This is a genomic window from Pseudomonas sp. CCNWLW23 (genome assembly GCF_037095675.1).
Taxonomy (GTDB): domain Bacteria; phylum Pseudomonadota; class Gammaproteobacteria; order Pseudomonadales; family Pseudomonadaceae; genus Aquipseudomonas; species Aquipseudomonas atacamensis.
The window spans coordinates 23,213-45,610 of record NZ_JBAWKM010000007.1 but is presented as its reverse complement, the minus strand read 5'-3'; the positions used below and the strand labels follow the sequence as shown (position 1 = coordinate 45,610).

The 22,398-nt window shown below is 61.4% G+C and carries 14 protein-coding genes; 3 read left to right on the top strand and 11 right to left on the bottom strand.

All coding sequences use genetic code 11. From position 1 onward, the window contains the following. Positions 1–189 precede the first annotated feature (189 nt). The gene (locus tag V8J63_RS11280; RefSeq protein ID WP_016772267.1) at positions 190–468 is read left to right on the top strand and encodes a hypothetical protein; all 279 of its coding nucleotides are present in this window, start codon (positions 190–192) and stop codon (positions 466–468) included. Beyond that, the gene (locus V8J63_RS11275; protein WP_336354116.1) at positions 465–746 is read left to right on the top strand and encodes a type II toxin-antitoxin system RelE/ParE family toxin; all 282 of its coding nucleotides are present in this window, start codon (positions 465–467) and stop codon (positions 744–746) included. Before V8J63_RS11280 ends, V8J63_RS11275 begins: the two co-directional genes overlap by 4 nt. Here the strand turns inward: V8J63_RS11275 and V8J63_RS11270 are convergent. From V8J63_RS11270 to V8J63_RS11220, 11 genes are all read right to left on the bottom strand, one after another. Beyond that, entirely contained in the window at positions 734–988 is a 255-nt protein-coding gene (locus V8J63_RS11270; RefSeq protein ID WP_110602295.1) for a DUF2789 domain-containing protein, read from the bottom strand. The two genes, V8J63_RS11275 and V8J63_RS11270, sit on opposite strands and share 13 nt — an antisense overlap. A 78-nt stretch (positions 989–1,066) precedes the next feature. Then, complete coding sequence (locus tag V8J63_RS11265) at positions 1,067–2,635, bottom strand: efflux transporter outer membrane subunit (protein WP_336464054.1); 1,569 nt, start codon at positions 2,633–2,635, stop codon at positions 1,067–1,069. Then, complete coding sequence (locus tag V8J63_RS11260) at positions 2,632–3,699, bottom strand: HlyD family secretion protein (RefSeq protein ID WP_130887561.1); 1,068 nt, start codon at positions 3,697–3,699, stop codon at positions 2,632–2,634. The genes V8J63_RS11265 and V8J63_RS11260 overlap by 4 nt, the downstream gene beginning before the upstream one ends. A gap of 27 nt (positions 3,700–3,726) precedes the next feature. Continuing rightward, a complete protein-coding gene (locus V8J63_RS11255) occupies positions 3,727–5,265 on the bottom strand; it encodes an MFS transporter (RefSeq protein WP_336464053.1) in 1,539 nt (512 codons plus the stop codon). Positions 5,266–5,490: 225 nt separating this feature from the next. Next, positions 5,491–6,408, bottom strand: a complete 918-nt coding sequence (locus V8J63_RS11250) for a LysR family transcriptional regulator (protein ID WP_336464052.1) — start codon at positions 6,406–6,408, stop codon at positions 5,491–5,493. Between the two features lie 132 nt (positions 6,409–6,540). Next, positions 6,541–7,407: an ABC transporter permease gene (locus V8J63_RS11245; protein WP_041477414.1), complete on the bottom strand. Its 867-nt coding sequence runs from the start codon at positions 7,405–7,407 to the stop codon at positions 6,541–6,543. 20 nt (positions 7,408–7,427) lie between these two features. Continuing rightward, positions 7,428–8,288, bottom strand: coding sequence for an ABC transporter ATP-binding protein (locus tag V8J63_RS11240; protein WP_125925869.1), 861 nt, complete (start codon positions 8,286–8,288; stop codon positions 7,428–7,430). Between the two features lie 17 nt (positions 8,289–8,305). Then, a complete protein-coding gene (locus V8J63_RS11235) occupies positions 8,306–9,202 on the bottom strand; it encodes a TauD/TfdA dioxygenase family protein (RefSeq protein ID WP_130902982.1) in 897 nt (298 codons plus the stop codon). A gap of 333 nt (positions 9,203–9,535) precedes the next feature. Further along, the gene (locus V8J63_RS11230; RefSeq protein ID WP_024011116.1) at positions 9,536–10,903 is read right to left on the bottom strand and encodes an HlyD family type I secretion periplasmic adaptor subunit; all 1,368 of its coding nucleotides are present in this window, start codon (positions 10,901–10,903) and stop codon (positions 9,536–9,538) included. Continuing rightward, positions 10,893–13,049 carry a type I secretion system permease/ATPase gene (locus V8J63_RS11225; RefSeq protein WP_125925871.1) on the bottom strand — a complete coding sequence of 719 codons (2,157 nt, stop codon included), beginning with the start codon at positions 13,047–13,049 and terminating at the stop codon, positions 10,893–10,895. The genes V8J63_RS11230 and V8J63_RS11225 overlap by 11 nt, the downstream gene beginning before the upstream one ends. Positions 13,050–13,082: 33 nt before the next feature. Beyond that, on the bottom strand, positions 13,083–14,435 hold the full coding sequence (locus V8J63_RS11220; protein WP_016772278.1) for a TolC family outer membrane protein: 1,353 nt from the start codon (positions 14,433–14,435) through the stop codon (positions 13,083–13,085). Between the two features lie 361 nt (positions 14,436–14,796). Here V8J63_RS11220 and V8J63_RS11215 point away from each other — a divergent pair. Beyond that, a partial coding sequence (locus V8J63_RS11215) for a retention module-containing protein (protein ID WP_336464051.1) occupies positions 14,797–22,398 on the top strand: 7,602 nt, incomplete at its 3' end.

Below are 22,398 nucleotides of genomic sequence, written 5' to 3'. Positions count from 1 at the left end.
ACTGTCGAGGGAATCGGACACGGGATAACGGACACTGTTAGCTTGCTAACTATCAATATCGCATTGGAGAGGAATTTCAGTCAAGTTTTGAAACAAATCTCTCCGTTAGTCGCCCTATCTGACTCAAAGCTATCTCCTTCGATACTGACAAGGTATATACGTTGTCATCACCAAATTCAGGAGCCCAACATGTCAAAACAAGCCGTTTTCACAATGAAACTGGAGCCGGAGCTGCGGGAGGAGTTCATGGCGGAAGCCGAAGCGGCACACCGGCCGGCGTCGCAAATCATGCGAGACATGATGCGTCAGTATGTTCAAACCCAGCGAGAGGCCCGCGAATATGAAGCGTTCCTGCAACGCAAGGTTGAAATCGCTCGGGAATCCGTACGTGCCGGAGACGGATTGAACAACGAAGACGTAGAAGCAGCGTTCGCGGCAAAGCGCAGGCAGGCAGAAGATCACCTATGAAAATCATATGGACGCCAGCCGCCGCACAGGATCGTGCAGACATTTGGGACTACTTGCAGGCCGCCAACCCAAGAGCGGCCATCGAAATGGATCTGCGCTTCAGCGAAGCGGTTCATCGCCTTTCCGACAATCCGTTGATTGGCCGTGCCGGCATTATTGCCGGTACGCGTGAGGTGATTCCGCATCCCAGTTACCGTCTTGTCTATCAAACGGAGAGAGATGCCGTCTGGATCATGGCGCTGGTGCATACGGCACGGACTTGGCCTCAGCCGAAGTAATCAGCCCGTCCCTTGCGCAACATCACATTCAACTGATCCACCACTTCCGCCCAATCCGCATCATCCAGAATCTCCTCGCGCAGAAACTGCGCCTGACCTGCCGTCCAGAAAAACGCGTCAGCCAGATGCAATTCCGGCTTGAGCGGCGAATGGCTGGCGATGAATTTGTCGATGCCGGTCGGATCGTCATCGAGGCCGAGTTGTTTGAACAGGGCCGGTAGGCTGTGCTGCGGATTTTCCATGATGCAACTCCTCTACAATTCAGGTCCGGCGTTGCGCCGTTCGCTGCAGTGGAGTTGATCATAGCTGTCGCTGCGGGTTCAGGGTCTGGCGACGTCAAGTGAGCCTGCGGCCAGTTGCGCTGCCGGATAGACCGACTGCCATCCGCCGCCCAACGCCTTGTACAAACCGACCATCGCCAGGGAAACGCCGGTCGAGCTTTCCACCCATTGTTCCTGCGTGGCGAGCAAGGCGCTTTGCACGGTGAGGACGTTGACGAAATCGACCACGCCTTCGACGTATTGCTGTTGCGCGGTGCGCAGGGCGATCTGGTTCTGATGCACGGCTTCGGCGAGGCTGTCGCGACGGCGCTGGCTGGCATTGTAGGCGGTCAGTTGATCATCGATTTCATGCCAAGCACGCAGCACGGTTTGCTGGTAGGCGATGGCCGCTTCCTGCTGTTGGGCTTCACGCAGTTGCAGCATGCCGCGCAAGCGACCGCCGTCGAACAACGGCAGGCTGAATTGCGGGCCGATGGCAAAGGCGCGCGAGCCCCAAGAACCGAAATCGCTCAGTTGCATGGCCTGGGAACCGAAGTTGCCGGACAGGGTGATGCGCGGATAGAAATCACCCTTGGCCACACCGATGTTGGCGGTGGCGGCGTGCAGACGCGCTTCGGCCTGGCGGATATCCGGACGGCGTTCGGCCAATTGCGACGGCAGGCCGATGGCGACTTGCAGTGGCGACTGCGGCACTGCCGCGTCTGTGGATAACGCTTGAGCGAGGGCCTGCGGCGGTTCGCCCATCAGCAGACTGATCGCGTTGATCAGTTGCGCCTGACGCTGCTCGAGCGCCGGCAGCCGTGCCTCGATGGCGGCGACTTGCGCGGCGGCTTCGGCGACGTCCAGGTCGGTGGCCACGCCATCGGCCAGCCGCAACTGCGAGAGTTTCAGGCTGTGGCGAGCGACGTCGAGGTTCTGCTCGGTGACGGCGCGGGCGTTCTGCACCCCGCGCAGCTGAATGTAGTTTTGCGCGGTGTCGGCAAGCACCGTCAGCAGTACGTCACGACGGTCGTTTTCTGCCACTTCGAGATTGGCATCAGCGGCTTCGGTTTCACGGCGCACGCGACCCCAGAAGTCCAGTTCCCATGAGGCGGAGAAACCGGCATCCCACAGATTGAAAGCCTCGTCGCCGTTATTTCCCGATGGATCGTTCAAGCCTTTGCCACTGTTGCGTTTGCGCCCGTAGCTGCCGGTGGCAGAGCTGTGCGGATAGCGCTCGGCGGTGATCACCTGACGCGCGGCGCGGCTTTGTTGCAGGCGGCTGCTGGCCAGTTGCAGGTCGAGGTTGCTGTTCAGCGCGCGCTGGGTGAGCGCGGAAAGTTGCGGGTCGTGGAAGGTTTCCCACCAGCGTTCGTTCAGGGGTTCGCTGACGGCCTGGCTTGGGGCGGACCTGGCGGGTTTGGCCCAATCGGAAGGTTGGGTGGCTCCGGGTTTCTGGAAGTCGGGGCCGACGGTGCAGGCGGTGAGACTAATTGTGAGCAAGGCACTGAAGGTTAGCTGCTGCCACTGGCTTTTTCGCGAGCAGGCTCGCTCCCACAGGGGGAACGCATTAAAAAATGTGGGAGCGAGCCTGCTCGCGAAGGCGGCAGCCGATTCAACACCGATCATCGCTGCGTCACCTCGCGCCCGGACGCCTTTGAGCTGGCGGTATCAATGCTCGCCTCGACCGACATCCCCACCCGCAACCGCTCAGCCAGTGGCTGGCCCGGTTCCAGCACGATCTTCACCGGAATCCGCTGCACAACCTTGGTGAAATTACCGGTGGCGTTATCCGGTTTCACCGCCGCAAAGGTCACGCCAGTTGCCGGCGCAATACTCTCGACGCGGCCGGTCAGGGCTTCACCGCCCAAGCTGTCGACCCGCACTTGCACATCCTGCCCCGGCTGCACCTCGGTCAACTGGGTTTCCTGAAAATTGGCCACCACATAGGCCTGCTGCAACGGCACCACCGCCAACAGCTTGCTGCCCGGGGTGACGTAGGCGCCGACACGCACCGCGCGCTCGCCGATCATGCCGTCCTGCGGCGCAGTAATACGCGTGTAAGAGAGGTTGAAACTGGCAATCTCCAGCGCCGCCTGCGCGTGTTTCAGATTGCCTTCGGCGGCGTTGCGCTGGGCGGTGAGAATCTCGACCTGCTTGCGTTCGGCCGCCAGCTTCGCGGTCGCGGTGTCGAGGCGAGCCGAGGCCTGATCGATGCGCGTGCGCGCCTGCTGCGCGTTCTGCACGGTACCGGCACCGACACCGGCGAGGTGGTTGTAGCGGTTCAGTTCCTGTTGTGCGAAGGCCATTTCCGCTTTGGCCGAGACCACGGTGGCCTGCGCCTGAGCAATCAGCGACGCCTGCCGCTCCAGGGTCGCGTTGGCGTTCTGCAACTGCGCCCGCGCGACCAGGGTTTGCGCATCCGCCGCTTCCGCCGCTGCGCGCAGATCACGGTCATCGATCAGCGCCAGCAACTGCCCGGCCTTGACCTGCTGGTTGTCTTCGACCAGCACCTGCTTGATGAACCCGGCCACGCGCGGCACCACCAGCGTGTAGTCGGCGGAGACGAAGGCGTCGTTGGTGGTTTGCTCGGTGCGTTGGCCGAACAGCCCGGGCATTGCCAGATATACCAGCACGCCCACCGCCAGCGCGGTAGCCACGGCCACCGCGAGTTTTTGCTTGGATTGAGTCATAAAAAACCTTCAGTTTCAGTACAGCGATCAGGTCGGCGCGCGCGGCGGATAAATCCGCGTCGGCAGCCAGAAAATCAGCAGGATCAACGCCACAGCGACGCCGGCCATGCACAGGTACAAATCGGACGAAGTCAGCACCACCGCCTGCTCGTGCACGCGGTGAGCGAGGCCCGGATCGCCGTGATCGGCCAGCGGCGAATTGCCGAGGCTGTCGACCAACATGGTCGAATGAAAATGCAGGCGTGCGGTGGTCAGCGCTTCGATGACGCCGGTGGCGACCACGGCGGCAAGGCCTTTGACTGTGTTGAACCACGCCGACGCGAACGGCCCTTCTATCGGCGTGATGCTGCCGGTCGACAACATCAGCAGCGGCAACACCGCCATCGGCTGGCCGAAAATCTGCAGCCATTGCAGGACGTAGAAATCATCGCGAATCCATACCGAAGTCAGGTGCGAACCGCCGAGGCAGGACAGCGCGAGCATGCTCAGACCAATGCCGAGCACCCAGCGGCAATCGACCCAGCGCAAGTTGCATAGCGCCGCCACCAATGGCAGCGCGATCAACTGCGGCAGCGCGGCAATGAGCATGATCGGCGCGGTTTGCGCCGGACGATAACCCTGCACCTGGGCCAGATAACTCGACGGAATCAGCACCACCGCCAGCAGCACGATCAGCACCCCGGCGAGGGTGATCAACGCAAACAGCAGGTTGCGGATGCCGAGCATCTGCAATTTGAAAAACGGAATCGGCTGCGACCATTCATTGATCATAAAAGCCACTAGCAGCAGCGAACCGGCACCGAGTAATCCACAGATCAGATTCGACTCGAACCAGTCCAGTCGATTGCCCTGCAACAAACCGATCACCAGCATGCAGATCGCCGGAAAGCCCAGCAGCAGGCCTTTCCAGTTGAACGTCTTGAGACGTTCCAGTCGCAGCGGATCCTGGGGCAATCCGTAAGCCACTGCGGCCATGGCGATCAGGCACGGCACGATGATCTGCCAGAAGGTCCACTGCCAGCCGACGTATTCGGTCCACAGACCGGCCAGCGGCGTGCCGAGTCCCGGGCCGAAAGTCGCGGTCAGTGCGTAGCCGGCCAGTCCGTACAGTTTGATGTTCGCTGGGAGAAAGCGCAGTGCGACGGTCATCAGCATCGGCGGCAATGCACCGCCGGCGAGGCCTTGGAGGATGCGAATCAGCAGCAGACTTTCGTAGTTCGGGGCGAACGGGCACAGCACCCCGAGCAGGGTAAACAGACCGATGGCGCACAGCGTGAAGCGGCGCAGCGAGAAGGTCACCGAGCACCACGGCGCGAAGGCCATGGCCGCGACCGACGTGGCCGTGTAGCTGGCGACCAGCCAGGTGCCTTCGTCGTAGCCGATGTGCAGCGCGCCGCGAATATCGGCGAGTGCAACTTTGGTGACCATCTCGTTGAGGCCAGAGACCAGCACGGCCAACAGCACGCCGACCAGACCAATGATGATCCGCGCCCCGAACACCGCAGGCGCAGCCGCCGTCGCCGGGCTGGTCGCGGCGAGAGGCGCCGAGACCGTCAGGGATGTCATGAATGAAAAGCTCCGGGGGTGAAAATACCGGAGCATTTTAGTGGGGCTTACTGCTGACGAAAATTGACTTATTGGCAGGTTATAAGTGCATCAGACACAACGGTGAATGCCTATGTGGGAGCGAGCTTGCTCGCGAAAGCGGTGGACCAGTCGCCATTGAGGTGACTGATCCACCGCTTTCGCGAGCAGGCTCGCTCCCACAGGGATTCGATGGTGCCTGATGATTTACGGCTGTGCCGCCAGCCACGTTTCATCGCAGCAGGTCTTGAGGGTTTCACGCAGCCAGCGGTGGGCCGGGTCCTTGTCGAAGTGCGGGTGCCAGGCCTGGGTCAGCATCAGCATAGGCAGCGGAATCGGCAGATCGAATGAACGCAGTTTCAGGCCCAACCGCCGTACGCTGAGCAGTGCTTCTTTGGGCACCGGCAGGATCAGGTCGGAGTCGGGCAAGGCAAACATCGCCGCGTGGAAGCTCGGCGCGATCACCGCCACCCGGCGCTCCAGCCCCAAAGCATTCAACGCCGTGTCGATCGGGCCGCGAGCGATGCCACGCCGCGACATGCTGATGTGGGAAAAACCGGCGTAGCGCTCAGCGGTGATTTCGCCGTCGAGCAGCGGATGGTTCTCGCGCACCAGGCCGACGAAATGCGTGGAGAACAGGTTCTGTACCTTAACCTCCGGCGTAAGCGGACGGGTGTTGCTGACGCTCAGATCGATGCGTCCTTCGCGCAGCGCCTCATCGTCGCCATCGCCTTCCGGGACGAAGCGTAATTCGCAATGCGGGGCGAGTTGGTCGAGGGTATCGAACAGCTTGCCGCCGTAAACGCCGACAAAGAAATCATTGGCGCGGATGCTGAAACGTCGACGCAAGGTGCCCAGTTCGACGCTATCGGCGGAGCGAAACAGCAGCGCCGCCTGCTCGACCACGTCGCGCACCTGTTCGCGCAGTTCGAGGGCTTTGGGGGTCGGCACCAGACCACGCCCGGCGCGCACCAGGATCGGATCGCCGATGGCTTCGCGAATCCGCGTCAGCGTGCGGCTCATGGCCGCCGGGCTGAGGTTCATCCGCCGCGCCGCGCCGACCACACTGCCCTCGTCGAGCAAGGCATCGAGGGCGACCAGAAGGTTCATGTCCGGGAGTTGCATGCTGAGCACTCTTGGCTGATCTGGATTGATCCGGGCGCAATGCTAGCAGATCAAAAGATCGCAGCCTGCGGCAGCTCCTACAGAGGATGGTTTTCCCATGTAGGAGCTGCCGAAGGCTGCGATCTTTTCAGGTCAGCGCTGCATACCCCAGCGCTTCACCGTCACCCGCTCAAGGGTGGCAAACACCAGATTCTCCACCAGCAGACCAATCAGGATCACCACCGCCAACCCGGCAAACACCTTGTCGGTGTACAGCTCATTGCGATTCTGGAAGATGTACCAGCCCAGCCCGCCCTTGCCACTGGTTGCGCCAAACACCAATTCGGCTGCGATCAAGGTGCGCCAGGCAAACGCCCAGCCAATCTTCAAACCGGCGAGAATCGACGGCAGTGCCGCCGGGATCAGTATGAACAACACAAGGCGCAACCCCTTGAGACCATAATTGCGCCCGGCCATACGCAGCGTTTCGGAGACGCCGAGAAATCCGGCATAGGTGTTCAGCGCCAGCGCCCACAGCACCGAATGCACCAGCACGAAAATCAGACTGTTCTGCCCCAATCCGAACCAGAGCAGCGCCAGCGGCAACAGGGCGATCGCCGGCAACGGGTTGAACATCGAAGTCATCGTACTGAGCAGATCACGTCCCAACTGGGTCGAAACCGCCAATGTCGTCAGAGCGAACGCGAGGACAATGCCGATCAGGTAACCCTTGATCAGCACCACCAGGGATATCCACACCTTGGCCAGCAACTCGCCACTGAGCAGACCGTCGAACAGGGCCTGCGCGGTTTGCAAAAAACTCGGCAGCATCAGGTCGTTGTTCTGAATCCGCGCGACCACTTCCCAGATGATCGCCAGCACGATCAGGATCAGGCTTTTGCGCAACCAGCCCTGTTGCCACAGGCGCGTGCCAAGCGGCAATTCGCGCTCGACCGGCACTGCGGTCAGCGGCTCGAGCACGGTTTCGAATTCTTCACGCACGGATGATGAATGGCTCATCGGGTAGTCCTCCTGACCGCTCAATAAGCGATGCGAATATCGTTGAAGTCGTGATCACGTTCGGTCTCCGGCGCTTGGCCCTCATCGAACAGCAGACGATGAATGCGCCGCGCCGACTCCTGAAACGCCACGCCGCCGAGGCTGTGCAGGTCGTATTGATGGCTGTGCACTTCGGCGCGCACCCGCCCCGGATGCGGCGACAGCAAGAGGATGCGATTGCCGACCACCAAGGCTTCTTCGATCGAATGGGTGACGAACAGCAGGGTGAAGCGCACCTCTTCCCAGAGCAGCAGCAACTCCTCCTGCATCTTGCGGCGGGTCAACGCATCGAGTGCAGCGAAGGGTTCGTCCATCAAAAGAATTTTTGGTTGCATGGCCAACGCCCGGGCGATCGCCACCCGCGCCTTCATGCCGCCGGACAAGGTGTGTGGATAGGCGTCGGCAAACGCTGCCAGACCGACCTTTTCCAGGTAGTGCAGCGCACGCTCTTCGGCGTCTTTCTTGCTCAAGGTGCGCGAGGCCAGCAGCGGGAACATCACGTTTTGCTTAACGGTTTTCCACGGCGGCAACTGGTCGAATTCCTGAAACACGACAATGCGGTCCGGCCCCGGCGCATCGACGCGCTGGCCTTGCAAGCGGATCTCGCCTTCGCAAGGCTGGATGAACCCGGCGACCGCCTTGAGCAGGGTCGATTTCCCGCAACCGGACGGGCCGAGCAGGACGAAACGATCAGCCGGGTCGACGGCGAAACTGACTTGATGGGTAGCGCGCACCACCCGTTGCGGCGTGCGGTATTCGAGGCTGACGTGATCGACGGCCAGCAACGCTTCGCTGCGGGCGATCGGGTTGCTGGCCGCGTGGCCTGGCAAAGGGGCGTTCATGATCTATCTCCGGCAAATCAGAAAGGCGCGTCGCCCTGAATGGTCGTGCGATACAGCTTGCGGCGCAGATGCGCAGGGCAGCCGGCGGCAAGGTGGATCAGCGAGCGGTTGTCCCAGAACACCAGGTCATGCGGTTCCCACTGATGGCGGTAGATGTTTTGCGGCAGCACGCTGTGGGCGAAGAGTTCGCCGAGCAACTGACGACTTTCGTCTTCCGGCAGACCGACGATGCGCGTGGTGAAGCCTTCGCTGACGAACAAGGCTTTGCGGCCGTTTTCCGGATGGGTGCGCACCACCGGATGCACCACTTCGGCGACCTGAGCCAACTGTTCAGGGGTCAGGGTCGGGCGCCAGTTACCCTCGAACTTGGTTTCGCTGTAGCGCGCGGTATAGGAATGCGCAGCGCAACGTCCTTCGACCGCAGTGCGCAACGCAGCGGGCAAGTCGTCCCAGGCTTTGTGCATGTCGGCGAACAGCGTGTCGCCGCCCTCGGCGGGCAGCTCTTGGGCGTGCAGCATCGAGCCGAGACTCGGCAGCTCTTTATAGGAGAGATCGGAATGCCAGAACTTGCCGGCGTCTCCGAGACCGATGTTCTGGCCGTTCTCGATGATGTTGGAAACGATGAGGATTTCCGGGTGATTGGCCAAGAGGAATTGCTTGAGCACGTGGATCTGCAACACGCCGAAGCGGCGGCTGAAATCGATTTGCTGTTGCGGGGTGATCTGCTGATCGCGAAAGACCAAGACGTGGTAATCCAAGTGCGCGCGATGAATGCGCGCGAAGTCCTGATCATTGACCGGCCGGCGCAGGTCGAGGCCAACGATCTCGGCGCCGACGGCACCGCTGAAGGGGCGAATTTCAAAAACTTGTGGCGCGGCAGTTGCGGCGCTTTCGGTGGCAGTAGCGGCGGACATCAATCATCTCCCACGCACGGCGCGTTCATGGACGCGCTCGTCGATCAGACACTCACGCTGGATTGCGTGTCGGTTCAGGTCGTGCGGCGCGCCGATTGGTCGGCAGGTACGCAGGGAGATGACTTTATAGCTATAAGAATTGGAAACTAAATACCGTTAATGAATAACGATATGGCGAATGGTGAGGGGGTGGGTGACCATTTGCGTCACTTACCGACGAATATGTAGCGCTTCGGAGGACGCCTTCGCGAGCAGGCTCGCTCCCACAGTTGGAATGCAATCTCCTGTGGGAGCGAGCCTGCTCGCGAATAGGTCGTCACCAGCGCCGAAAATCTAGCGCTCGTGCAACGCCTCAGCCCGCGCGCGGATGATCGGCTTGAGCAAATAGCTCAACACCGACTTCTTGCCAGTGATGATATCCACCGAAGCGACCATCCCCGGAATGATCAGCAGTGGCTTTTCATCCGTGCCCAAATGACTGCGCTCAGTGCGCACTTTGATCACGTAGTAGGTGGTTTTCTTGTCTTCGTCGGTGATGGTATCCGCACCGATCTGCTCCAGCTGTGCCTTCAGTCCGCCGTAAATGGTGTAGTCATAGGCGGTGAATTTGACGATCGCTTCCTGACCCGGATGCAGGAACGCGATGTCCTGCGGGCGGATCTTGGCTTCGACCAGTAGGGTGTCGTCCAGCGGCACGATTTCGACCATGTCGCTGCCCGGCTGGATCACGCCGCCGATGGTGTTGACCAGCAATTTGTTGACGATGCCCCGCACGGGTGAGGTAACCAGCGTACGGCTGACGCGGTCTTCCAGCGCCTTGCCGGTGGCCTGGGCCTTGTTCAGATCGGTGCGCGCTTCGTTGAGCTGGGTCAGCGCTTCGCTGCGGAATTTTCCGCGGGTTTCGTCGATCTTGCGCTGCACTTCCTTGATCGCCGATTCCGCGCGCGGAATGGCCAGCGTGGTCGCATCGAGCTGGCCACGGGTTTCCACTTCGGCACGCTTGAGGCGCAACACTTCCACCGGCGAGACCGCGCCCTGCGCCACCAGCGGCTCGGACATGTTGATTTCCTGACGCTGCAAGCCGAGTTGCTGACGGTACTGCGCCTGCTTGGAGCTGAACTCACGCAGCTCTTGCTGACGCTGGATCAACTGCTCCTGCAAGCCGCCGATTTCATCGTGCAACTGCTGACGGCGGCTGATGTACAGCGACTCTTCGCTTTTTGCCTGGCCCGGCACGGCTTTGAGCACGTCCTCGGGGAAATTCAGCGGACGATCATCGACTTCCGCGCTCAGGCGCTCGACCCGCAGCAGCATCGAGAGGCGATCAGCCTCGGTTTCGCCGACGTTGGAGGCAAAACGCGTGTCATCGAGACGAATCAGCGGCGCGCCGGCCTCGACGATCTGGCCTTCCTTGACGAACAGCTCGGAGACGATACCGCCCTCCAGGTTCTGGATTTTCTGGATCTTGGAAGACGGAATCGCCTTGCCGTCGCCCTTGGTTACTTCGTCGATCACGGCGAAGTTGGCCCAGAGCATGAGGAACACGAAGAAGCCGATGATCGCCCAGATGGTCAGGCGCACGACGCGCGGGGCGTCTTCTATCAGCGCCTTGTTGACCTCTGGCAGCGGCTGGCCCTGCAGCGAGGCAGAGCCCTTGAAGTAGCGACGGATCGACTCCTTGACACCGGACTTAAGCAACACTGATCTGCCCCTTCTTCAACGCTTCCATCACGGCGGCTTTCGGGCCGTCGGCGAGAATCTGCCCGCGATCGATCACCAGCAGGCGATCGACCAGCGACAACAGCGATGCCCGGTGCGTGACCAGCACCACGGTCTTGTTTTCAATCACTGCTGCGAGGCGTTGCTTGAGGCGTTCTTCGCCGGTGTTGTCCATCGCACTGGTTGGCTCATCCATCAGCAGAATCGGTGGATTGAGCAACAGCGCCCGGGCCAGGGCGACGTTCTGCCGCTGGCCGCCGGAGAGGTTCTGCCCGCGCTCGCCGACTTGCAGCTCGTAGCCTTGCGGGTGCAGACGGGCGAATTCGTGCACGCCGGCCAGTTCGGCGGCTTGCAGCACCAGCTCGTCTTCGACGTAACGCGCGCCGGACACCAGGTTGTCACGCAGGGTGCCGGACAGCAGCTGAATGTCCTGCGGCACGTAACCGATGTTGTAGCGCAGTTCGCTGACGTCGATCTGGCGGATGTCCACGCCGTCGACCAGCAAGGCACCGTCGTCCGGTTGGTACAGGCCCACCAGCAGTTTCGCCAGCGAACTCTTGCCCGAACCGCTGCGGCCGATGATGCCGATCTTCTCGCCGGGACGGATCACCAGGTTGATGTTCTTCAGCGCCGGGTTCTGCTGGTCCGGGTAGGTGAAGCTGAGCTGACGGCATTCGATCGCACCCTGCAAAACCTTGCGGCTTAGCGGACGCTCTTCGAAATTGCGCTCCTGCGGCAGCTCCATCATCTGGTCGACCGAGGTCATGGTCACCCGCGCCTGTTGATAGCGCGTGAGCAGGCCGGACAGCGACGCCAGCGGGCTGAGGGCACGACCACTGAGCATGTAGCAGGCAATCAGCCCGCCCATGCTCAGGTTGCCGGCGATGATCTGGTACACGCCGAAGACGATCATGATCACCCCGGCCAGTTGCTGGATCAGCAAGGTGATGTTCATTGCCAGACCGGAGAGCATTTTCACTCGCAGCTCGAGGCGACTGAGGGTGCCGATGGTCTGCTCCCACTGATACTGGCGCTCGCTTTCAGCGTTGTTGACCTTGACCGCATCCAGGCCGGCGAGGGTTTCGATCAGGCTCGACTGGCGCTCGGCGCCCAGCGCCATGGTGCGCTCCATGGTCGCGATCAAGGGCTTCTGCAAGGCATAGCCGATGAGCAGGGCAATCGGGAACGCCAGCACCGGAATCCACACCAGATGCCCGCCGAGAATGGCGATGACGATGAAAATCAGGATGGTGAACGGCAGGTCGATCAGGCTGGTCAGGGTCAGCGAGGCGAGAAAGTCGCGCAGGCTCTGAAACTCATGGATGTTCTGGGCAAAGCTGCCGACCCGCGCCGGACGGTATTTCATCGCCATGCCGACAATGCGCTCGAACAGCGTGGCGGAGATGATCAGGTCGGTTTTCTTCCCGGCCAGATCCAGGCACAGGCTGCGCAGGCTCTTGAGGATCAAGTCGAAGATGTAAGCGCCGGTGATGCCCAGCGCCAGCACCCAAAGGGTTGCTTCGGCCTGGTTTGGCACCACGCGGTCGTAGACGTTCATCACGAACAGCGGCGCGGCCATGGCGATGATGTTGATCAGGAAACTGGCGGCGATCGCATCGGCGTACAGCCAGCGCGAACGCTTGAGGGTGTCGCGAAACCACGAGCGTGCACGCGGGATCAGCGTGCCGTGGTTGACGTCGAATTTGTGCTGCGGCTGGGCGAAGAACACTTTGCCGGTGTAATCGTCGCTCAGCAGTTCGCGGCTGACCACCGATTCGCCGCCGTCGCTTTCGCTGAGCAGCACTCGTGCTTCGTTGTTGCCCTGCCAGCCGAGCAGGACGGCACTGCGGCCATCCTTGAGCAGCAACAACGCGGGCATGGCGATCGCCGGAATTTCTTCGAGCTTGCGCTGCAACACCCGCCCCTGCAGCCCGGCGCGAGCCGCTGCGCGCGGCAGCAACTCGACACTCAAACGTTGTTTGGGCAGCGGCAGGCCGGTGGTCAGCATCGCCGCGCTGGCAGGCTTCTGGTGCAGCATGCACAGGGCGAGCAGACCATCCAGCAACGGATCGTCATGCAACGCGCGTGGATCATGGCTGAGTTGAACTCGACTGACTTCTGATTCCACGCTCGACACTCTTTAACAGTTGAAAGGGATAACTCAGTTCATCCCAGGCAGCTGGACCTTGGGCTTCACGTCGTTCTGCACAACGGATGCCAACGGCGCGACCACTCCCTGGCTTTTGAGCAATTGGCCCATGGTCGCCTTGATTCGATACTGAGTAAATAACTGAATGTTCTTGATTTCCGCCAGACGCCGCGAGGCGGTGAACAGCTCGTTTTCGCTGTCGAGCAAGTCCAGCAGGGTGCGTTCGCCGAGGCTGAATTGACGCTGGTAGGCAGTACGCACCGAAGTGCTGCGATCGACGTATTGCTGAGCGATCGGCACCTGAGCGTTGGCGTTGTTCAGGGCGTTCCAGGCCAGGCCGAGCTCTTCGTTCAACTGACGCAGGGCGTTGTTGCGGATGTCCAGCGCCTGGTTGGCCAGGTACGACTTGGATTCCAGATCGGCCTTGTTGCTGCCACCGGAATACAGGTTGAAGCGCATGCGCAGCATCGCCTGCCATTCATTGTTGTGGCCGTTCTGGCCGTCGATATCGTTATCGGCGGTACGGCCCAGTTCGGCGTCGAAGCGCGGGTAAAAGGTCGATTTGGCGGTGGCGAACTGCTTCTCGGCAGCGGCAATATCCGACTCGGCGGAACGCAAAATCGGGCTGTTTTCCAGCATCTGCGCGCGGGCTTCATTGAGGTTGGCCGGCATCATCGCCATGAACGGTGCCGGGCGCTCGAGCTGGTCGGGCATCTGGCCGACGGCGCTGAGGAAGTTGGTTTCCGCGTCGGCGAGGTTGGTCTGTTCGGTGATCAGATTGTTGCGGGCCTGGGCCATACGGGCCTCGGCCTGATCAAGGTCGGCACCGCTGCCGACGCCGCGCTGGGTGCGCAGCTGGATCTGATCGTAGATGCGCTGGTGGCTCTTGAGGTTTTCCTCGGCCAGACGGACGAATTCGCGACGGGTCAGCACGTCCAGATAAACCTGGGCGACGGTCAGCGCAGTGCGTTCGGAAGTGCCCAGCAACGAGTAAGCACGGGAGCTGACGTTGGCTTGTTGACGCGCAACTTCGTTGGACGTCGCGAAACCGTCAAAAACCATTTGCGAGAGACGTAAACTTGACTCGCTGCGGTTCAACGTCTCCCAGTGATTGCTTCCACCGTTCGCTCGAGTGGTCACACTGTCAGTGCCTTCACGGCCATAACCGCCCAGCAGATCGACCTTGGGCAGGTATCCCCCTTTCGCAGCCTTTAACTGATAATCCGCCGCCAATCGACTGTTGACCCCCGCCTGAATCTCCGGATGGACATCCAGCGCCTGTTGCATGGCTTCTGGTAAGGATTGTGCTTGTACGAATGAGGCGGCGAGAGCGAAGGGAGCGGCAAGGAGCAAAAGCGAACGCATGGTTGGAATTTTCCCGGAACTTCTTGTCTTGAATCACAGCAGAAACGTGGCGCTGCGTCGGATGATGGCAACCCGAAAGACCGTATGTCGGAAAGTTCAAAACAGGAACTGGATGACAGGCTGGAGGACAGGTCGCCGCGGAAATATCAATGTGACATTAGTGGGGCGATTGTTTAGGATGGCTCCCAGAAGGTCAATAGTTTGGCATAAAGTTAATCGCGATAATTTATAGCCAGATTATTGACGGAAATACAGCGTCAATAAGTTATCCATTTATAGAAAGTACGTCCAGACTGAAGTGGCGCCGACGCCCGTCAGGTCCATGGAAGTCAACTGAATGTGACACCCCGGAGAGTCTTCAATGAGCAGTGTTGTTGCCGTCGTCAAAAGCATTGTCGGTCAGGTTTTCGTGGTGTCCCCAGAGGGCGTGCGTCGCGTACTCGTTGAAGGCGATCGCCTGTATGTCGGCGACCAGATCGATACCGGCCTGTCCGGCGCGGTGTCGCTGGAACTGGCCGATGGCCGCATGCTCGATCTGGGCCGTGACACCCAGTGGAGCGCCAGCTCGCCTGACTCCAGCACTGACCTGGCCGAAGCCACCGCGCAGGCTGCGCCTTCTGTAGAAGAACTGCAGCAAGCCATCGCCGCCGGTGTCGACCCGACCACCGCACTCGAATCCACCGCGGCCGGCCCGACCGCCGCAGGTACCGGTGGTGCTGCCGGTGGCGGTCACAGCTTCGTCATGCTCGACGCCACCGCTGGCCGCGTCGATCCGACCATCGGCTTCCCCACGGCGGGCATCAATTCTGCCGGGCAAATCGCGCAGGACACCACCGGTGGCCTGACCACCGACACCACCACCAACGCGCTGCGTGACTCGACCCTGAGCCTCAGCGCCACGCCGACCATCACCGAAGCCGGCGGCGTGCTGGTGTATACCGCGACCCTGACTCAGGCGCCGCTGACCGACCTGACCATCACCCTGTCCAATGGCGCAGTGATCGTCATCCCGGCCGGCGCCACCACCGGCACCGTCAACGTGCCGCTGGCACCGAACGACACGGTCTACAACGACCCGACCCAGATCGACGTGACCGTCACCGGCACCAGCGGCGGCAACGGCATCACCGTGACCCCGCCGACTATCCCGGCGACCACGCAGGTCACCGACACCGTCGATACCACTACCGTCACGCTGACGGCTGGTTCGAGCGTGACCGAAGGCGGCCAGATTACCTACACCGCGACGCTGACTAACCCGGCGCAAACTCCGGTCACCGTCACGCTGTCGAATGGCTCGACCATTACCATTGGCGCTGGCCAGACTACCGGCACTGTTAACGTGCCGACCCCGACCAATGACGTTTACAACAACGGCAGCACTGTTACGACGACGATCACCGGGGCTACCGGCGGCAACTTTGAAAACCTGGTGCCGAATCCGACGCCAGCAGTAACTACGATCACCGACTCGGTCGATAACACTGGCCTGACCCTGACCGCGACCAACAATATTGTTGAAGGCGGTCAGATCACTTACACCGCGACACTGACCAATCCGGCACAAACCCCGGTTACCGTCACCCTGTCGAACGGCTCGACCATCGCCATTTCAGCCGGCGAAACCGTCGGCACCGTCAACGTGCCGACGGCGGCCAACGACGTGTACAACAATGGCAGCACCGTCAGCACCACTATCACCGGCGCTACCGGCGGCAACTTCGAAAATCTGGTGCCAAGCAACACGCCAGCGGTGACCACCATCACCGACTCGGTCGATGACACTGGCCTGACCCTGACTGCGACCAACAACATCGTTGAAGGCGGCCAGATCACCTATACCGCGACCCTGACCAATCCGGCGCAGACGCCGGTAACCGTCACTCTGTCCAACGGTTCGACCATCACCATTGCAGCCGGCGAAACCGTCGGCACCGTCAACGTGCCGACTGCGGCCAATGACGTCTACAACAATGGCAGCACCGTCAGCACCACGATCACTGGCGCCACCGGTGGCAATTTCGAAAATCTGGTGCCGAACCCGACGCCAGCAGTCACCGCGATCACCGATTCGGTCGATGACACCGGTTTGACTCTGACCGCGACCAACAACATCGTTGAAGGCGGTCAGATCACCTATACCGCGACCCTGACCAATCCGGCGCAGACGCCGGTAACCGTCACTCTGTCGAACGGCTCGACCATCACCATTGCGGCTGGCGAAACCGTTGGTACCGTCAACGTGCCGACTGCGGTCAACGACGTGTACAACAATGGCAGCACCGTCAGCACCACGATCACTGGCGCAACTGGCGGCAATTTCGAAAACCTGGTGCCAAGCAACACGCCAGCGGTGACCACCATCACCGACTCGGTCGATGACACTGGCCTGACCCTGACTGCGACCAACAACATCGTTGAAGGCGGTCAGATCACTTACACCGCCACGCTGACTAATCCAGCGCAGACGCCGGTTACCGTCACCCTGTCGAACGGCTCGACCATCACCATCGCGGCTGGCGAAACCGTCGGCACCGTGAACGTGCCGACTGCGGCCAATGACGTTTACAACAATGGCAGCACCGTCAGCACGACGATCACCGGGGCTACCGGCGGCAACTTCGAAAACCTGGTGCCAAACACCACGCCAGCCGTTACCACGATCACTGATTCGGTTGATAACACCGGTCTGACGTTGACCGCGACCAACAACATCGTTGAAGGCGGTCAGATCACTTACACCGCAACGCTGACTAATCCAGCGCAGACGCCAGTTACCGTCACTCTGTCGAACGGCTCAACCATCACCATTGCAGCCGGCGAGACCGTCGGCACCGTCAACGTGCCGACTGCGGCCAATGACGTGTACAACAATGGCAGCACCGTCAGCACCACGATCACTGGCGCAACCGGTGGCAATTTCGAAAACCTGGTGCCAAGCAACACGCCTGCGGTCACCACGATTACCGATTCGGTCGACAACACCGGCCTGACGCTGACTGCGACCAATAACATCGTTGAAGGCGGTCAGATCACTTACACCGCGACCCTGACCAATCCGGCACAAACCCCGGTTACCGTCACCCTGTCGAACGGTTCGACCATCACCATTGCTGCCGGCGAGACCGTCGGCACCGTCAACGTGCCGACTGCGGCCAATGACGTTTACAACAATGGCAGCACCGTCAGCACCACCATCACTGGCGCTACCGGTGGCAACTTCGAAAACCTGGTGCCAAGCACCACGCCAGCCGTTACCACGATTACCGACTCGGTCGATGACACTGGCCTGAGCCTCAGCGCCACCGGTTCTGTGGCCGAGGGTGGCCAGATCACCTACACCGCCACGCTGACGAATCCGGCCGGCACCCCGGTAACCGTGACCCTGAGCAACGGTTCGGTGATCACCATTGATGCCGGCAAAACCACCGGCACCGTTACCGTTCCAGCGCCGGCCGATGACGCCTACAAAGACGCCGGCCAGGTCGAAGTCAGCATCAAGGACGCCACCGGCGGCAACTTCGAAAATCTGGTGCCGAACACTACGCCAGCAGTGACCGAAATCACTGACACCGTCGATACCTCGACGGTGAAGCTGAGCGCAGACACCTCGGTTGCCGAAGGCGGCACCGTGACTTACACCGCCACCGTCGGCGCGCCAGTCACCGGTTCGCCTGTGGTCGTGACGTTGGCCAACGGCCAGAACATCACCATCGCCGTCGGCCAGACCACTGGCTCCATCACCTACATTGCACCGAACGATGCCTTGACCGGCAACGCTCCGCTGACCAACTCGATCACTGGCGTAACCGGTGGCAACTACGAAAACCTGGTGGCGGACAATACTCCAGTTTCGACCACCGTCACCGACGTGGCCGACACCACCAATCTGTCGCTGAGCGCGACCGCTTCCGTGGCTGAAGGCGGCCAGATCACTTACACCGCGACCTTGACCAATGCTGCTGGCTCGCCAGTGACGGTGACCTTGTCGAATGGCGCCGTCATCACCATCCAGGCAGGCGAAACCAGCGGTAATGTGACCTTCCCGGCTCCGTCCGACGACGTCTACAAAGACTCAGGCTCCGTGCAGGCCACCATCACCAGCGCCACCGGCGGCAACTTCGAGAATCTCGTCTCGAGCACCACGCCAGCGGTCACTCAAGTCACCGACACCATCGACACCTCGACGGTCAAATTGACCGCCGACACCTCGGTCGCGGAAGGCGGAACCGTCACCTACACCGCCACTGTCGGCGCGCCCGTCACCGGCACGCCTGTTGTCGTGACCCTGGCCAACGGCCAGAGCATCACCATCGCCGTGGGCCAGACCACCGGCAGCGTCACCGCCCCGGTATCGAATGACGTGCAGATCGGTCACGCACCGCTGACCAACTCGATCACCAACGTCAGCGGCGGCAACTTCGAAAATCTGGTCGCCGACAAGACCCCGGTCAGCACCACCGTGACCGACACCGTCGACACCACCAGCGTCGCGCTGACTGCCACCGGCAACGTCAACGAAGGCGGGCAGATCACCTACACCGCGACGCTGAGCAACCCGGCCGGTACGCCGGTCACCGTCAACCTGAGCAACGGCTCGGTCATCACCATTGAAGCCGGCAAGACCACCGGCACCGTGACCGTTCCGGCACCTGCCGATGACGTCTACAAAGACGCCGGCAAAGTCGAAGTCACCATCAAGGACGCCACCGGCGGCAACTTCGAAAATCTGGTGCCGAGCACTACGCCTGCGGTGACCAACGTTGCCGACACGGTCAACACTACGCACCTGACCCTCAGCGCAGAAAGCTATGTGCTCGAAGGCTCTTCGATCACTTACACCGCAACGCTGACCAACGCCGCGCAAACGCCGGTAACCGTCAACCTGAGCAACGGCCAGACCATCACCATCGAAGCCGGCAAGACCAGCGGTTCGGTGACGATCGCCGCACCGAGCGATGACGTCTACAAGGACGTCAGCAAGCTCACCGTAACCATGACCGACGCCAGCGGCGGCAACTTCGAGAAACTCGACGTCAGCAAGACTCCGGTCAGCACCACGGTCAACGACACCGTCGACACAACCGCACTGACCCTGACCGCCAGCGATACCGTCAGCGAAGGTGGCCAGATCACCTACACCGCGACCCTGAGCAACCCGGCCGGTACTGCAATGACCGTGACCCTGGCCAACGGCGCGGTGATCAACATCGCTGCCGGTGCTACCAGCGGTTCGGTGAATTTCCCGGCGCCCGCCAATACGCCGTACATCGATGGCAGCAACGTGCGGACGGCGATCGCCAGCCACAGCGGCGGCGATTTCGAGCGCGTCGAGGCCGATCGTTCGGCTGTGGTGACTAAAGTCACCGACGCCGTCGACACCACCAACATCAGCCTGAGCGCCACTGGCAGCGTTGCCGAGGGCGGCTCGATCGTCTACACCGCGACCCTGAGCAATCCGGCCGGCACCGCCATGAGCGTGACCCTGAGCAACGGCGCGGTGATCAACATTGCCAAGGGCGCGAGCACCGGCAGCGCAACCATCGCCGCCCCCGCCGATGACGTGTACAAGGACGCCGGCAAGGTCGATGCGAGCATCACCAAGACCAGCGGCGGCAACTTTGAAAACCTGGTGATCGACAAGACTCCTGCGGTAACTGATGTCACCGACACCATCGACAACAGCACTGTTGCGCTGACCGCCAGCGCCAGCGCGATAGAAGGCGACGTGGTTGTCTACACCGCGTCCGTGACCGCCCCGGTCACTGGTTCGCCAGTGCTGGTGACTTTGTCCAACGGCCAGACCATCACCATTCCGGTCGGCGCCAGCAGCGCCAGCGTCAACTTCACCGCGCCGAACGATGCACAGGCCGGCGGCAACACCCTGAGCGTGAAAATCGACGGCGCCAGTGGTGGCAATTACGAAAATCTCGTCGCCGACCAAACCCCGGCGGTGACCTCGGTGACTGACGTCGCCGATACCACCAACCTGTCGCTGTCCGCGACCGGCTCTGTGGCCGAGGGCGGTTCGATTGTCTACACCGCAACCCTGAGCAACCCGGCCGGTACCCCGGTGACCGTGAATCTGAGCAACGGCGCGGTGATCACCATCGAGGCTGGCAAATCCACCGGCACCGTCACCGTTCCGGCACCTGCCGACGACGTCTATAAAGACGCCGGAAAAGTTGAAGTCACGATCAAGGACGCCACTGGCGGCAACTTCGAAAACCTGGTGCCAAGCACCACGCCAGCGGTTACCGATGTCACCGACACCGTCGACACCTCGACGGTCAAACTGACCGCCACCGAAACCGCGGCCGAAGGTGGCACCGTCACCTACACCGCCACCGTCGGCGCGCCGGTCACCGGTTCGCCTGTGGTCGTCACCTTGGCCAATGGTCAGAACATCACTATCGAAGTCGGCAAGACCAGCGGCAGCGTGAGCACCACCGCGCCGAACGACGTACTCGCCGGCCACGCGCCGCTGACCAACTCGATCACCAACGTCAGCGGCGGTAACTTCGAAAACCTCGTTGCCGACCAGACCCCGGTCAGCAGCACCGTGACCGACACCGTCGACACCACCAACCTGTCGCTCAGCGCGACCGGCGCGGTGAACGAAGGCGGCCAGATCACCTACACCGCGACTTTGAGCAACGCCGCTGGCACACCGGTCACCGTGACCCTGTCGAACGGTGCGACTATCCTCATCGAGGCCGGCAAAACCACCGGCACCGTGACCGTCGATGCACCGAAAGACGACGTCTATAAAGACGCCGGCAGCGTTGAAGCGACCATCCAGAGCGCAACCGGCGGCAACTTCGAAAACCTCGTCACCAGCACAGCGCCGGCGGTGACCACAGTCAACGACACCATCGACACCACCACCGTGTCGCTGAGCGCCACTGCGAACGTCGCCGAAGGCGAAACCGTGGTTTACACCGCCACCGTGGGCGCGCCAGTGACCGGTTCGCCGGTCACCGTCAGCCTGTCCAACGGCCAGACCATCACCATCGCGGTCGGCGAAACCACCGGCAGCGTCAACTACGTCGCGCCGAACAGCCCGCTGGCGGGCGGCAGCTCGTTGAGCGTGACCATTGATGGCGCCACCGGTGGCAATTACGAAAAACTGCTGGTCGACGGCAAGTCCGCAGACACCGTGGTTTCCGACACCACCGACACCACCAACCTGAACCTGAGCGCCAGCGATTCGGTCGCCGAAGGCGGCCAGATCACCTACACCGCAACCCTGACCAACCCGGCCGGCACACCGGTCACCGTGACCCTGTCGAACGGCGCCACCATCACCATCGACGCAGGCAAAACCACCGGCACCGTGACCGTCGACGCACCGAAAGATGACGTCTATAAAGATGCCGGCAAAGTCGAAGTGACCATCGAGGGTGCGACCGGCGGCAACTTCGAGAACCTGGTGCCAAGCGCGGTTCCAGCGGTGACCAATGTCACCGATACCATCGACACTTCGACCGTCAAACTGACCGCCGATACTTCGGTGGCTGAAGGCGGCACCGTGACTTACACCGCAACCGTCGGTGCGCCAGTTACCGGTTCTCCTGTGGTCGTGACTCTGGCCAACGGTCAAACCATCACCATCGGCGTCGGCCAGACTACTGGCACTGCAACTGCTGTTGCTGCGAACGATGCGTTGGCTGGTAATGCTCCGATCACCAACTCGATCACTGGCGTGACCGGTGGCAACTTCGAAGATCTGGTGGCGGATAAAACACCGGTTTCGACCACTGTTACGGATGTCAACGACACCACCAATCTGTCGCTCAGCGCCAGCAACTCGGTGGCTGAAGGTGGCCAGATCACCTACACCGCGACCTTGACCAACGCCGCTGGCTCGCCAGTGATCGTGACCCTGTCGAACGGTGCCGTGATCACCATCAAGGCTGGCGAAACCACCGGCACCGCAACTGTTCCTGCACCGTCCGACGAC

Coding starts and splice junctions, on each gene's coding strand:
- V8J63_RS11280 (WP_016772267.1), top strand. CDS start 190: ATGTCAAAACAAGCCGTTTTCACAATGAAACTGGAGCCGGAGCTGCGG.
- V8J63_RS11275 (WP_336354116.1), top strand. CDS start 465: ATGAAAATCATATGGACGCCAGCCGCCGCACAGGATCGTGCAGACATT.
- V8J63_RS11270 (WP_110602295.1), bottom strand. CDS start 988: ATGGAAAATCCGCAGCACAGCCTACCGGCCCTGTTCAAACAACTCGGC.
- V8J63_RS11265 (WP_336464054.1), bottom strand. CDS start 2,635: ATGATCGGTGTTGAATCGGCTGCCGCCTTCGCGAGCAGGCTCGCTCCC.
- V8J63_RS11260 (WP_130887561.1), bottom strand. CDS start 3,699: ATGACTCAATCCAAGCAAAAACTCGCGGTGGCCGTGGCTACCGCGCTG.
- V8J63_RS11255 (WP_336464053.1), bottom strand. CDS start 5,265: ATGACATCCCTGACGGTCTCGGCGCCTCTCGCCGCGACCAGCCCGGCG.
- V8J63_RS11250 (WP_336464052.1), bottom strand. CDS start 6,408: ATGCAACTCCCGGACATGAACCTTCTGGTCGCCCTCGATGCCTTGCTC.
- V8J63_RS11245 (WP_041477414.1), bottom strand. CDS start 7,407: ATGAGCCATTCATCATCCGTGCGTGAAGAATTCGAAACCGTGCTCGAG.
- V8J63_RS11240 (WP_125925869.1), bottom strand. CDS start 8,288: ATGAACGCCCCTTTGCCAGGCCACGCGGCCAGCAACCCGATCGCCCGC.
- V8J63_RS11235 (WP_130902982.1), bottom strand. CDS start 9,202: ATGTCCGCCGCTACTGCCACCGAAAGCGCCGCAACTGCCGCGCCACAA.
- V8J63_RS11220 (WP_016772278.1), bottom strand. CDS start 14,435: ATGCGTTCGCTTTTGCTCCTTGCCGCTCCCTTCGCTCTCGCCGCCTCA.